9 protein-coding genes, 2 tRNA genes, 3 rRNA genes and 1 other RNA gene are annotated in these 13,767 nt (G+C 62.4%); 7 read left to right on the forward strand and 8 right to left on the reverse strand.

The window, feature by feature from the left end; all coding sequences use genetic code 11:
* Positions 1-18: 18 nt before the first annotated feature.
* From E2F46_RS11540 to rrf, 5 genes are all read left to right on the forward strand, one after another.
* A 16S ribosomal RNA gene (locus E2F46_RS11540) occupies positions 19-1,563 on the forward strand.
* A 74-nt stretch (positions 1,564-1,637) separates the two neighbouring features.
* Positions 1,638-1,714 (forward strand) — tRNA-Ile (locus E2F46_RS11545).
* A 6-nt stretch (positions 1,715-1,720) separates the two neighbouring features.
* Positions 1,721-1,796: transfer RNA gene (locus E2F46_RS11550), tRNA-Ala, on the forward strand.
* Positions 1,797-2,039: 243 nt separating this feature from the next.
* Positions 2,040-4,905, forward strand: a 23S ribosomal RNA gene (locus tag E2F46_RS11555).
* Between the two features lie 154 nt (positions 4,906-5,059).
* A 5S ribosomal RNA gene (gene rrf, locus E2F46_RS11560) occupies positions 5,060-5,172 on the forward strand.
* The 16S, 23S and 5S rRNA genes sit together here with 2 tRNA genes alongside, the layout of an rRNA operon.
* Positions 5,173-5,272: 100 nt before the next feature.
* Here the strand turns inward: rrf and E2F46_RS11565 are convergent.
* From E2F46_RS11565 to E2F46_RS11600, 8 genes are all read right to left on the reverse strand, one after another.
* Positions 5,273-6,757, reverse strand: coding sequence for a DNA polymerase Y family protein (locus E2F46_RS11565; protein WP_133322235.1), 1,485 nt, complete (start codon positions 6,755-6,757; stop codon positions 5,273-5,275).
* A gap of 73 nt (positions 6,758-6,830) precedes the next feature.
* Positions 6,831-7,478: a ribose-5-phosphate isomerase RpiA gene (rpiA, locus tag E2F46_RS11570; protein ID WP_133322236.1), complete on the reverse strand. Its 648-nt coding sequence runs from the start codon at positions 7,476-7,478 to the stop codon at positions 6,831-6,833.
* A complete protein-coding gene (locus E2F46_RS11575; protein WP_133322237.1) occupies positions 7,478-7,948 on the reverse strand; it encodes an EVE domain-containing protein in 471 nt (156 codons plus the stop codon). The genes rpiA and E2F46_RS11575 overlap by 1 nt, the downstream gene beginning before the upstream one ends.
* The gene (locus E2F46_RS11580; protein WP_133322238.1) at positions 7,945-8,544 is read right to left on the reverse strand and encodes a 5-formyltetrahydrofolate cyclo-ligase; all 600 of its coding nucleotides are present in this window, start codon (positions 8,542-8,544) and stop codon (positions 7,945-7,947) included. The genes E2F46_RS11575 and E2F46_RS11580 overlap by 4 nt, the downstream gene beginning before the upstream one ends.
* 58 nt (positions 8,545-8,602) lie before the next feature.
* Positions 8,603-8,788: non-coding RNA, 6S RNA (gene ssrS / locus E2F46_RS11585), on the reverse strand.
* Positions 8,789-8,932: 144 nt separating this feature from the next.
* Complete coding sequence (locus E2F46_RS11590; RefSeq protein WP_133322239.1) at positions 8,933-9,232, reverse strand: cell division protein ZapA; 300 nt, start codon at positions 9,230-9,232, stop codon at positions 8,933-8,935.
* The gene (locus E2F46_RS11595) at positions 9,229-9,450 is read right to left on the reverse strand and encodes a TIGR02449 family protein (protein ID WP_133322240.1); all 222 of its coding nucleotides are present in this window, start codon (positions 9,448-9,450) and stop codon (positions 9,229-9,231) included. The genes E2F46_RS11590 and E2F46_RS11595 overlap by 4 nt, the downstream gene beginning before the upstream one ends.
* Positions 9,451-9,481: 31 nt before the next feature.
* Positions 9,482-11,698, reverse strand: coding sequence for a putative bifunctional diguanylate cyclase/phosphodiesterase (locus E2F46_RS11600; RefSeq protein WP_243720400.1), 2,217 nt, complete (start codon positions 11,696-11,698; stop codon positions 9,482-9,484).
* A 245-nt stretch (positions 11,699-11,943) separates the two neighbouring features.
* Between E2F46_RS11600 and E2F46_RS11605 the strand changes: the two genes are divergently transcribed.
* Positions 11,944-12,438: a UPF0149 family protein gene (locus E2F46_RS11605; protein ID WP_243720402.1), complete on the forward strand. Its 495-nt coding sequence runs from the start codon at positions 11,944-11,946 to the stop codon at positions 12,436-12,438.
* Complete coding sequence (locus E2F46_RS11610) at positions 12,438-13,763, forward strand: aminopeptidase P N-terminal domain-containing protein (RefSeq protein ID WP_133322241.1); 1,326 nt, start codon at positions 12,438-12,440, stop codon at positions 13,761-13,763. The genes E2F46_RS11605 and E2F46_RS11610 overlap by 1 nt, the downstream gene beginning before the upstream one ends.
* Positions 13,764-13,767: the final 4 nt, after the last annotated feature.

The following is a 13,767-nucleotide window of genomic DNA, read 5'->3' on the forward strand; positions in this document are numbered from 1 at the left end:
ACTTCGGTCCAGAAAGTTTAAGTGAAGAGTTTGATCCTGGCTCAGAGTGAACGCTGGCGGCAGGCCTAACACATGCAAGTCGAACGGCAGCACAAGGGAGCTTGCTCCCTGGGTGGCGAGTGGCGGACGGGTGAGGAATACATCGGAATCTGCCTATTTGTGGGGGATAACGTAGGGAAACTTACGCTAATACCGCATACGACCTACGGGTGAAAGCGGAGGACCTTCGGGCTTCGCGCAGATAGATGAGCCGATGTCGGATTAGCTAGTTGGCGGGGTAAAGGCCCACCAAGGCGACGATCCGTAGCTGGTCTGAGAGGATGATCAGCCACACTGGAACTGAGACACGGTCCAGACTCCTACGGGAGGCAGCAGTGGGGAATATTGGACAATGGGCGCAAGCCTGATCCAGCCATGCCGCGTGGGTGAAGAAGGCCTTCGGGTTGTAAAGCCCTTTTGTTGGGAAAGAAAAGCAATCGGTTAATACCCGGTTGTTCTGACGGTACCCAAAGAATAAGCACCGGCTAACTTCGTGCCAGCAGCCGCGGTAATACGAAGGGTGCAAGCGTTACTCGGAATTACTGGGCGTAAAGCGTGCGTAGGTGGTTCGTTAAGTCTGATGTGAAAGCCCTGGGCTCAACCTGGGAATTGCATTGGATACTGGCGGGCTAGAGTGCGGTAGAGGGCAGTGGAATTCCTGGTGTAGCAGTGAAATGCGTAGAGATCAGGAGGAACATCTGTGGCGAAGGCGACTGCCTGGACCAGCACTGACACTGAGGCACGAAAGCGTGGGGAGCAAACAGGATTAGATACCCTGGTAGTCCACGCCCTAAACGATGCGAACTGGATGTTGGGTGCAATTTGGCACTCAGTATCGAAGCTAACGCGTTAAGTTCGCCGCCTGGGGAGTACGGTCGCAAGACTGAAACTCAAAGGAATTGACGGGGGCCCGCACAAGCGGTGGAGTATGTGGTTTAATTCGATGCAACGCGAAGAACCTTACCTGGCCTTGACATGCACGGAACTTTCCAGAGATGGATTGGTGCCTTCGGGAACCGTGACACAGGTGCTGCATGGCTGTCGTCAGCTCGTGTCGTGAGATGTTGGGTTAAGTCCCGCAACGAGCGCAACCCTTGTCCTTAGTTGCCAGCACGTAATGGTGGGAACTCTAAGGAGACCGCCGGTGACAAACCGGAGGAAGGTGGGGATGACGTCAAGTCATCATGGCCCTTACGGCCAGGGCTACACACGTACTACAATGGGAAGGACAGAGGGCTGCAAACCCGCGAGGGCAAGCCAATCCCAGAAACCTTCTCTCAGTCCGGATCGGAGTCTGCAACTCGACTCCGTGAAGTCGGAATCGCTAGTAATCGCAGATCAGCATTGCTGCGGTGAATACGTTCCCGGGCCTTGTACACACCGCCCGTCACACCATGGGAGTTTGTTGCACCAGAAGCAGGTAGCCTAACCTTCGGGGGGGCGCTTGCCACGGTGTGGCCGATGACTGGGGTGAAGTCGTAACAAGGTAGCCGTATCGGAAGGTGCGGCTGGATCACCTCCTTTAGAGACTAAAAGACAGCTAATTGCCTGTCAGGCGTCCGCACAAGTAACCTGCACATTAATCCGTACAACAGACTGGGTCTGTAGCTCAGGTGGTTAGAGCGCACCCCTGATAAGGGTGAGGCCGGTGGTTCGAGTCCTCCCAGACCCACCACTATTCGGGGCCTTAGCTCAGCTGGGAGAGCACCTGCTTTGCAAGCAGGGGGTCGTCGGTTCGATCCCGACAGGCTCCACCAGTGTTGTATTGGATTGATTGCGCACACACATGAAGATTTGAAGCAATGCGGCGCTGAAGCCGGCATTGTGTTCTTTGAAAACAAGGGAAGTAGCGAGCGTTTGAGACGATTGTCCAAAACGTGTCGTAAGAGGCTAAGGCGAAGTATCGAGAGATACTTTTATTTGATGTTGTCGTTGATATTCGCGTCCGGGATTTGTACCCCTGGACATCACGATGACCCCGAGGCGACTTGGGGTTATATGGTCAAGCGAATAAGCGCACACGGTGGATGCCTTGGCGGTCAGAGGCGATGAAGGACGTGGTAGCCTGCGAAAAGTATCGGGGAGCTGGCAACAAGCTTTGATCCGGTAATGTCCGAATGGGGAAACCCACCTCGCAAGAGGTATCGTGCAGTGAATACATAGCTGCTCGAAGCGAACGCGGTGAACTGAAATATCTAAGTAACCGTAGGAAAAGAAATCAACCGAGATTCCCTGAGTAGTGACGAGCGAACGGGGAACAGCCCAAAAGTCTGTTTGGTTCTAGGAAAACGGTCTGGAAAGACCGGCCATAGAAGGTGACAGCCCTGTATTCGAAAGGGCCATACAGATGAAAAGTGAGTAGGGCGGGGCACGAGAAACCCTGTCTGAACATGGGGGGACCATCCTCCAAGGCTAAATACTCCTGACCGACCGATAGTGAACCAGTACCGTGAGGGAAAGGCGAAAAGAACCCCGGCGAGGGGAGTGAAATAGACCCTGAAACCGTGTGCGTACAAGCAGTAGGAGCCCTTCGGGGTGACTGCGTACCTTTTGTATAATGGGTCAGCGACTTATTGTTCGTGGCAAGCTTAACCGTATAGGGGAGGCGAAGGGAAACCGAGTCTGATAAGGGCGCATAGTCGCGGGCAATAGACCCGAAACCGGGTGATCTAGTCATGCCCAGGGTGAAGGTACCGTAACAGGTACTGGAGGCCCGAACCCACGTCTGTTGCAAAAGACGGGGATGAGGTGTGATTAGGAGTGAAAAGCTAATCGAACCCGGAGATAGCTGGTTCTCCTCGAAAGCTATTTAGGTAGCGCCTCATGTGAATCTTCTCGGGGGTAGAGCACTGTCATGGCTAGGGGGTCATCGCGACTTACCAAACCATTGCAAACTCCGAATACCGAGACAGACTGCATGGGAGACACACGGCGGGTGCTAACGTCCGTCGTGAAAAGGGAAACAACCCAGACCCACAGCTAAGGTCCCAAATTTTGTGCTAAGTGGGAAACGATGTGGAAAGGCACAGACAGCCAGGAGGTTGGCTTAGAAGCAGCCACCCTTTAAAGAAAGCGTAATAGCTCACTGGTCGAGTCGGTCTGCGCGGAAGATTTAACGGGGCTAAGCACAGAACCGAAGCTTGGGGTGCATAACTTTGTTATGCGCGGTAGAGGAGCGTTCCGTAAGCCTGCGAAGCGGTGTTGAGAAGCACCGTGGAGGTATCGGAAGTGCGAATGCTGACATGAGTAACGATAATGCGGGTGAAAAGCCCGCACGCCGAAAGCCCAAGGTTTCCTTGCGCAACGTTAATCGACGCAGGGTGAGTCGGCCCCTAAGGCGAGGCAGAAATGCGTAGTCGATGGGAAGCTGGTTAATATTCCAGCACCTCGCGTAAGTGCGATGGAGGGACGGAGAAGGTTAGGCAGGCCCGGCGTTGGTTGTCCGGGTGAGAGAGTTGAGGCGGTGCCCTTAGGCAAATCCGGGGGCGCAACGTTGAGACTAAGGACGAGTCCATTAGGACTAAGCTGCCGATATCACGCTTCCAGGAAAAGCTCCTAAGCTTCAGCTTACGCAGACCGTACCGTAAACCGACACAGGTGGGTAGGATGAGAATTCTCAGGCGCTTGAGAGAACTCGGGTGAAGGAACTAGGCAAAATAGCACCGTAACTTCGGGAGAAGGTGCGCCCCTTTTGGTTCATAGCTGAGAGGGGCCGCAGTGACCAGGCCGCTGCGACTGTTTATCAAAAACACAGCACTCTGCAAACACGAAAGTGGACGTATAGGGTGTGACGCCTGCCCGGTGCCGGAAGGTTAATTGATGGGGTCAGCCGCAAGGCGAAGCTCTTGATCGAAGCCCCGGTAAACGGCGGCCGTAACTATAACGGTCCTAAGGTAGCGAAATTCCTTGTCGGGTAAGTTCCGACCTGCACGAATGGCGTAACGACAGCGGCGCTGTCTCCACCCGAGACTCAGTGAAATTGAAATCGCTGTGAAGATGCAGCGTTCCCGTGGCAAGACGGAAAGACCCCGTGAACCTTTACTATAGCTTTACACTGAACGTTGAGTTCGTCTGTGTAGGATAGGTGGGAGGCTGTGAAGCTGTGGCGCTAGCTGCAGTGGAGCCATCCTTGAAATACCACCCTGTCGTGCTTGACGTTCTAACCTGGGCCCGTAATCCGGGTCGGGGACCGTGTATGGTGGGTAGTTTGACTGGGGCGGTCTCCTCCCAAAGAGTAACGGAGGAGCTCGAAGGTACGCTCAGCGCGGTCGGACATCGCGCACTGTGTGCAAAGGCATAAGCGTGCTTGACTGCAAGATCGACGGATCAAGCAGGTACGAAAGTAGGACTTAGTGATCCGGTGGTTCTGTATGGAAGGGCCATCGCTCAACGGATAAAAGGTACTCCGGGGATAACAGGCTGATACCGCCCAAGAGTTCATATCGACGGCGGTGTTTGGCACCTCGATGTCGGCTCATCACATCCTGGGGCTGTAGTCGGTCCCAAGGGTATGGCTGTTCGCCATTTAAAGTGGTACGCGAGCTGGGTTCAGAACGTCGTGAGACAGTTCGGTCCCTATCTGCCATGGGCGTTGGAGATTTGAGAGGGGCTGCTCCTAGTACGAGAGGACCGGAGTGGACGAACCTCTGGTGTTCCGGTTGTCACGCCAGTGGCACTGCCGGGTAGCTATGTTCGGAAGCGATAACCGCTGAAAGCATCTAAGCGGGAAGCGCGCCTCAAGATGAGATCTCCCGGGGCACAAGCCCCCTGAAGGAACCATCAAGACTAGGTGGTTGATAGGCTGGGTGTGTAAGCACAGCAATGTGTTGAGCTAACCAGTACTAATGATCCGTGTGGCTTGACCATATAACCTCAAGTGGCCTTGGACTCTGCGATTACGTCGCGGACGTTCGGACCAAACCAGTTCGCTACTTCCCCCCTTTGAGAGCGTGAGCGCTGCTCTTGGACGATTCCTGCACTTGCGTGCAGTGTCCAAAGGCTGGCGACCCTCCACGGTCTCCCTGGTGACAATAGCTGAGTGGAACCACCCGATCCCATTCCGAACTCGGAAGTGAAACGCTTACGCGCCGATGGTAGTGTGCAGCCGCATGCGAGAGTAGGTCATCGCCAGGGTCTTTACCCCAAAACCCCCAGCCACGGCTGGGGGTTTTTCTTTGTGCGCTTCAAGAGCCGGATTTGAGGTCGGAGCGCGGCAGGGCGTTGGTTATCGAAGTCAGAACAATGTCCGCTGCGCCGGCCTGGCGGCATCGTCAGATGGCTTGGCGCTGACGCCCCATCCGCCGGCGCCTGCGCGTGGTGCATTGCCGCCGCGAGTTGTCCGCCCGCGTCGTTGTGCCTCGCGGTGGCTGGCTTCCGCCAGCACCTTGAATTGCCGTTCGCGCAGCAGATAGAGTGCTTCGGCGGAGTCGGGGGCATTAGCGCGGGTCAACACGTCCTCGTCGCGCTCTCGCTCGGGGATGGCCTGGAACGGAATCCGCATCGGCGCCGCGCCGCGCGAAATGGCATCGTGCATCGCACCGAAGAACAGGGTGTTGTTGCCGTATTTCCGGTTGATGCGGTCAAGCGCTTCGGTCATCTGGCGGTCACGGCGTCGCGATGGCATCAGCTCACCGCTCGACTGTCCTCGCAGTTCGATGTCGACCAGGGTCACGGCGACCGACAGCGGCGGATTGCGCCGGGCGTTCCAGCGGCCGCGTTGCATCGCCGATTCCAGCGATGCGAGCTCGCCGGCCAGAAGCTGAAGCAACGCAGGCGTGTCGTCAATGGGCGCGAAGCGCAGGTCGCGCTCGAAACGATGTTCCATGCCGACGAAGCGGATCCGGATGGACATGCCGGCTGCAAGGAAGGGGCCTTCGCCGCCGCGCCCGTCGCGCAACCGCATCGCGGCCTTGGCCAGCAGTTTGAACAACACCGCACGCGCGCCTCCAAACGTGCGCAGCGCGGGATCGAGCACGTGGGAGTGCCCGATGGAGCTTTTGCGCGTGGAGCGTTCCGGCACGGCATGGCCGCGCAATTGCATCCAGTAACGCTCGCCCTCGAGGCTGCCCCAGGCTGCACGCAGGTGCTCGCGCGTGGCCGCGCACAGCTGTTCGGCCGTGTGGATGCCAGCCTTGCGAAGCCGCTGCTCCATCGATGGTCCGATCCCGCAGAAATCGCGTAGTTCGAGGACGTGCAGTGCATGCGGCAGGTCGTCCTCGGCGAGCACGGTCAGGCCATCACGCTTGGACATGTCCGATGCGGTCTTGGCCAGGAACCTGTTGGGCGCGATGCCGATCGAGCATTTGATCCAGTCGAACTCATCGGAGATCCGGCGCTTGATCGCGTGCGCGATGCCGATGGCATTGTCGCGCTCACGCTCGCGGCCGACCAGCCAGCATGGCACCTCATCGATGGACTCGGCTTTGCCGTGCGGGATGCAATCGCCGATCGCATTCATCAGCCGGTGATGGAGCTCGACATAGCGTGCCGGTCGCGCTTCGACGAGGATGATGCCAGGGCATTTCTCCACGGCTTCCCAGACTGGCGTGCCGGTCCTGACGGCGTAGTCCTTGGCCTCGGCACTCGCGGCGATGCAGCAAGTGGTGGGCGACATTACCGGGACGATGCCGACCGGTCGACCGCGCAGGCGCGGCTCGTCCTGCTGCTCGACGGCGGCAAAGAACGAGTTGAAATCGACGAACAGACAGCGCAGCGTCACGGGGCTTCCTTACCGGGAAGCCAGTCTCCCACGCGCGAGTCTCATCGTCGGAGATCCTTTTCGGATCAATGTTTTACAGGAGGATGGGGGGCTCGCCACCGACGATCACCACGTCGGCCGGACGGCGGGCGAACAGGCCCACGCTGACCACGCCGGGAATCTGGTTGATCGCCTGTTCCATCGCCACCGGATCCACGATCCGCAGCCCATGGATGTCGAGCACCCAGTTGCCGTTGTCGGTAACCACGCCCTCGCGCCAGGCCGGCTGCCCGCCGGTCATGGCCAGGATCTTGCGCGCCACCAGGCTGCGCGCCATCGGAATCACCTCGACCGGCAGCGGGAACCGTCCTAGTACGTCGACACGCTTGGCCGGATCGATGATGCAGACGAACTTGGTGCTGGCCTCGGCGATGATCTTCTCGCGGGTCAAGGCAGCGCCACCACCCTTGATCAATCGTTTGTGCGGATCGCACTCGTCGGCACCATCCACGTAGAGGTGCAAGGGGGCAGTGGCATTGAGGTCGAGCACTTCAATGCCGTGCTGCTTCAATCGAGCGGTGCTCTGCTCGGAACTGGAGACGGCGCCGCCGATGCGATCCTTGATACGGCCCAGTGCATCGATGAAATAGGCCACCGTCGAGCCGGTGCCGACGCCGACGATCATGCCATCCTCGATGTAATCGATGGCTTTTTCGGCCGCCAGGCGCTTGGCTCCGGACATCACTTCTTCTCCAGCGACAGCAGGATCTTCCACTGCGCGGCGGTTACCGGCAGCACGGACAGGCGTGTGCCCTTGCGGATCAGCGCGAACTCTTCGCCCAGCCGTTCGGCATGCAGGCGGATTTCATCCAGTGCGATACCGTGGCTCAACTTGCGCACGAACGACACGTCCACGAGCTCCCAGCGTGGCTGTTCGCGGGTCGCCTTTTCATCGAAGTACTTCGACTTCCTGTCGAATTGCGTAGGATCGGGATAGGCCGTGCAAGCGACTTCGGCGAGGCCGTAGATGCCTGGCACGTCGGTATTGGAGTGGTAGAACAGCACGCCGTCGCCGACCTGCATCTGGCGCATGAAGTTGCGCGCCTGGTAGTTGCGCACGCCGGTCCACGGCTCGGTGCCGACGCGTTCGAGGTCGTCGATGGAGAAATCCTCCGGCTCGGATTTCATCAGCCAGTGGCGCTTTCGTGTCATGGGCGTGTCGGTTCAGGCAGGTGCGTGGCGCGTTCGGTGCAGACGCCATCGAGCGGAATGTCCCACGCCTCGGCCTGCAACGTGTCCACCCGCTGTAGCTCGAAGGCGGCGCCGAGCAGCAGCGGGGGTGCGGGCGACTCCGCGCGGAACGCGAAGGTGCGATCGTACCAGCCGCCGCCCATGCCGAGCCGGTGGCAGCGCGCGTCGAACGCGACCAGCGGCACGATTGCGGCATCGAGGGTGTGTGCATCCAGCAGGAGCTCGCGCGGCACGTCGGGTTCGGGAATGCCGTGGCGATTGGCGGCCAGTGGCTCGCCCGGACGCCACGCGGCAAAGCGCAGCCGACCGTCTTCGTGCAGCACCGGCAGGCAGTACGTCGTCGCCGGAGGCAGCCCGAGTTGCCATGCGTGGAGGGCGATTTCGCCGTCCATCGCCCAGTAACCTGCGACGCGGCCGTGTATCGGTGCGCCGGGAAAGTCGAGCAGGCGACGGGCAACCGCATTCGCGGCGGAAACGCGGGAAGGCGGGTCGAGCGCACGCCGCGCATCGCGCATGCACCGGCGCAATGCGGCGCGCGGATCGGCCGTTCCCGTCATGCAGGATACGCTGGCAGGTCAGGGCAACCCATGCGCACGATCGAAAAGGAAGGAAAATACGTCCTCCGCCATGACGATGCCTGCGAAACGACCTTGAACCCGGGGTTCAAGTGGGGACGCTTGGATTCCATCGGGCTTCCCGCTGCAAGGCGGACCTGCACACCCGGTTTCCGCTGCATCCCCGTGGTCGTCATTAAGGGACAAGGCGAATGTTTGCGCATGCCGTCGACCACGGCAGAGGACGTAGGCGAAGTATAGCGCCGGCGCCGTGAAGCCGTGTTCCGTCCGTCGGCAGGCAGACAGCTCGCGGTGGGATTGCGTGGCGATGCATGCTCACCGCCGGGCGCCGGGCGCCGGGCGCTGGGTCCGGGGACATGGGGCGCGCGGGTCAGGCGTGCCCGTCGAGCAGTCCGTCGAGCTTGCGCTGCAGGTCTTCCAGGGTGCGCGAGAGTTCGCGATCGCGCCGTTGGCTGTCATCGCGCAGCTGTTGCAGTTCATGCGCAAGGTTGAGCGCGGCCAGTACGGCGACGCGATCGACTGCAGCCATGCGGTTGGCACCGCGCACCTCGCGCATCTTGCCGTCAAGCACGCGTGCGGCCGCCATCAGGCTGTCGCGCTCGTCCGGAGAGACGCCGACGGTGTACTCGCGGTCCAGGATGCGGACGCTGGTCGGCTCGCTGCTGTTCACGTGTGCTGCTCCAGCGACTTGAGCCGCGCGATCATCGCCTCGACCCGCGAGCGCGCCTGCTCGTTCTTGGCCAGCAGCTGCGAACGCTCGCTGCTGGCCTGTTCGTTCTGCTGGCGCAGGGCACGGTTCTCGTCGCCGAGTTTGCGGGTGCGCTCGGCCAGCCGGTCGATCCGGTCGGCGACGGCGCGGAGCTGGGCGATCACGTCCGGAGTGTCCATGTCGGCACGATAGGCAGGCGGCGGGGGGCGGTCAAGGCACGGCCGGCGTTGCAAGGGGCGCAGCCGGCAACGGCGCAGGCAGGCGATCCGGCGTCCAGTGGCGGATGAAGGCGAGGCAGGCATGCGCGTCGAGCGGCTGCGACAGCCAGAAGCCCTGGATCTCGTCGCAGCGATGGCTGGCGAGGAACCGCATCTGCGCCTCGGTCTCCACGCCTTCGGCCACCACGTTCAATCCCAGCGAATGCGCCATGGTGATCACGGTGCTGGTGATCGCTGCGTCCTCCGGATCGTGGGTCAGGTCGCCGATGAAGGCCTTGTCGATCTTGATGGTGGTGATCGGCAGGCGTTTCAGGTAGGCCAACGACGAGTAGCCGGTGCCGAAGTCGTCGATCGCCAGCGACACGCCGAGTGTGCGGAAGGCCTGGAGTTTCACCGCCGTGTGCTCGGCATTCGCCATCAGCACGCTTTCGGTCAACTCCAGCTCGAGCGCACTTGGCGGCAACCCGATGTCCTGCAGGACGCGCGCCACCACCTCGGGGAAATCGCCGCGCAGCAGCTGCAGGACGGACACGTTGACCGCCATCGACAGCTGGCCCAGGCCATGCTGGTGCCAGCGATGGAGGGTCAGGCACGCTTCCCGCAGCACCCATTCGCCGATCTCGAGGATCAGGCCGCTTTCCTCTGCCATCGGGATGAAGTCGGTTGGCGCGATCTCGCCATGTTCATCGCTGGACCAGCGCAGCAGGGCTTCGACTCCGGTGATCCGCGAAGAATCCAGCGCAAGCCTGGGCTGATAGACCAGGTGCAACTCGCCGCGGTCGAGCACCTTGCGCAGCGCGCCGGAGATGGTGGCTCGCTGGCGCACCACCAGGTCCATGGCGTCGTCGTAGCGCATGAAGGTGCGACGGCCCGCGGCCTTGGCCTGGTACATCGCGGTGTCGGCCTGCTTCAGCAGTTCGGTCGGGACTTGCGCGTGGTCCGGGTAGAGGCTGATGCCGATGGAGGGCGAGATCGCGATTTCGCGGCGGTCGTCCAGCAGCAACGGCGCTTCGAACGCCATGATGATCTCGCGCGCGACCTTGTCGGCATCCTCCGGGGATTCCAGGTTTTCCAGCACCACGGTGAACTCGTCGCCGCCGAGGCGCGCGACCGTGTGGTGCAGGCCGACGGTCTGCTGCAGGCGCGCCGCGGCCGCGCGCAGGATGCGGTCGCCGGCAGCGTGTCCGAGCGAGTCGTTGATGTCCTTGAACCGGTCCAGGTCGAGGAACAGCACCGCGATGCGATTGTCCTCGCGGTGCGCGCGGACGATCGCGCGCGACAGCCGGTCCGACAGCAGCGAGCGATTGGGCAGGTTGGTCAACGTGTCGAAGTTGGCAAGGTAGCGCAGCTCCTGCTCGGCGCGCTTCTGCTGGGTGATGTCGTTGAGCACCGCGACGTGGAGGACCAGCTCGCCATTCCTGTCGTGGACGGTGCTCGATTCGATCGAGCAGAGGAACTCCTCGCCATCCTTTCGCCGCTGCCAGATCTCGCCGCTCCAGCGCCCGGAACGCGAGATCTGCTCGCGGATGTGCTGGTAGAACGCGCTGTCGTGCTGCAGGCTGTCCAGGACACTTCCGTTGCGACCGACGATCTCGCTTTCCTGGTAGCCGGTCATGCGCGAGAACGCGGCGTTGACCGAGATGAAATCGAAGTTGCGGTCGAGCACCGAGACCGCCTCGTTCATGCTGCGCAGCACTTCACTGGCGATCTGTCGTTCGCGTTCGGCCGCGCGCGTGGCGGTGATGTTGAGGGCGGTGCCGGCGATGCGGCGCGCGCGGCCATCGGGCCCCTTGGCGACGATGCGGCCCCGCGCGCGCATCCAGATCCAGCCACCATTGCCGTCGGCCACCCGCAGTTCGGCCAGGAAGGTACTGGTTTCGCCACTGAGGTAGGCATCGAGGCGTTCGAGTGTCGCGGCGTGGTCGTCGGGGTGGACCACTGCGGACACGGCAACGGCATCCTCGGCCATGCGGCCGGGCGCATCGAGCAGCAAGCGGTGCAGCTTGCCGGTGGCGACGTCGTAGTCCCAGTAGCGCTCGCCGGTGGCCCACAGGGCGAGTTTCAGGCGCTCCTCGCGGTCGCGCAGCTGTGCCAGGTGCGTGCGCTCGCTGCGCTTGCGCCGGATCGCCAGCGTGGCCAAGGCCACGACCAGCAGTGCCAGCAACACCGCGCCGACCACCAGCTGCATTTGTAGAGTTGCGATCGGCAAGCGCCTACCCCAGGGCAACCGGCGCAGTGTAGGCGGCGGACGCGAGCGCCGACAAGCGAGCCGGCCGTCCGCCGTTGGCCGGTCTGCGGGTGTCGGCCATGCAACGCGGGAACGCAGGTCGGTGCGGCCTCCGGACACGGTGCTCGCGCGAAGTGCGTTGATACACTATCAGGCGTCATCGGAAGGACGTCGAAGTGAGCGCATCGCTGCCTGCACTGCCTGAAATCGCCGCTGCCTGCCAGGCAATGCGGCTGGGTGTCTCCGCCAGCGAATTACACGGCGGCCTGTGTGGCTGGCTTTGCGGGGGTGGCGAGAATTCACCGCAGTGGCTGCGCCGCGTCCTGGTCGATGAGGACCTGCCGGCGCCCGGCTCGGGCGATCCGTTGGACGCCCTGCGACTCGCCAGCGCGGCCCAACTGGAGGACCGTGATTTCGGCTTCGAACTTCTGCTGCCCGACGCCAACGACTCACTGGAGGCGCGCAGCGGCGCCCTGTTCGACTGGTGCCGCGGCTTCGTGGGCGGCTTCGGCCTGGCGACGGGTGCCGAGCCGCCGCTATCGGAAGAGGGCAGCGAAGCCTTGGCCGACCTGGCCCAGCTGGCGCGAGCCACGGCCGAACCCGATGGCGACGAGGAGGACGAGGCCGCCTATGCCGAGATCGAGGAATTCGTGCGCGTGGCGGCGCTGCTGCTGCACGGCGACTGCGCGCTTGGTCCGCGGCACCGTCGGAGCCTGAACTGATGCGACCGGCGGCCGGCATCTCGGCGGCCGAGTTCGCCCGGCGCCGCAAGCAACTGATGCGGATGGCCGGGGACGAGGCCATCCTGGTGCTGCCGGCCGCGCCCGAGCGCATCCGCAGTCGCGACACCCATTATCCGTACCGGCAGGATTCGGACCTGTGGTACCTGACCGGCTTCCCCGAGCCAGAGGCGGTGCTGGTTCTGGTGCCGGGGCGCAAACATGGCGAAACCCTGCTGTTCTGCCGCGAGCGCGACCCCGACCGGGAAGCCTGGGACGGGCCACGTGCCGGGCCCGAGGGTGCAGTGGAGGCCTTCGGTGCCGACGACGCCTACCCCATCGACGACCTGGACGAAATCCTGCCCGGCCTGCTGGAAGGGCGCACCCGCGTCTATTACCACTTCGGTCGCGATACCGAGTTCGACCTCAAGCTGATCGGCTGGTTGAACCGGGTGCGCGCACAGGTGCGCATGGGCGCGCAGCCGCCGCATGAGTTCCTGGAGCTGGGCCACCTGCTGGACGAGATGCGGCTGTTCAAGTCGCGCGACGAACTGAAGCTCATGCGCCGCGCCGCGGCAATCACGGTCCGCGCGCACCAGGCGGCGATGCGTGCAGCCAAGGGCGGCGTGCCGGAGTACGTGCTGCAGGCTGAACTGGAGCGTGAGTTCCGCCGCCATGAGGCCGAGCCCGCCTATGCCAGCATCGTCGGTGCAGGCGCAAATGCCTGCGTGCTGCATTATCGTGCCAACAGCGCCGTTGCCCGCGATGGCGCGCTGGTGCTGATCGACGCCGGTGCCGAGTACCGCGGCTACGCCGCCGACATCACCCGCACCTTCCCGGCGAATGGGCGTTTCAACAAGGAGCAGCGCGCGCTGCACGACCTGGTCTGCGCCGCGCAGGATGCCGCGATCGCCAAGGCCCAGCCGGGCCTGCCCTACGAGGCCGGCCACGCGGTCGCGGTCGATGTGCTCACCGATGGCCTGCTGGCGTTGGGGCTGCTGAAGGGCAAGAGGCAGAAGCTCGTTGCCGAGGGCGCCTACAAGCGGTTCTACCCGCACAAGACCGGCCACTGGCTGGGCCTGGACGTCCACGACGTGGGCGAATACCGCGTCGACGGTGAGTCGCGCCTGTTGGAGCCGGGCATGGCCTACACCATCGAGCCGGGCCTCTACATCCGTGCCGACGATACCAGCGTGCCGGCGAAGTGGCGCGGCATCGGCATCCGCATCGAGGACGATGTGGTGATCACCAAGGATGGCCACGAGGTGCTGACGACGGGTCTTGCACGCACGGCGGACGAGGTGGAAGCCTGGATGGCCGCGCGCTAGCGCG

Origin of the sequence: Luteimonas aestuarii (genome assembly GCF_004357985.1) — a bacterium.
Taxonomy (GTDB): Bacteria; Pseudomonadota; Gammaproteobacteria; order Xanthomonadales; family Xanthomonadaceae; genus Luteimonas; species Luteimonas aestuarii.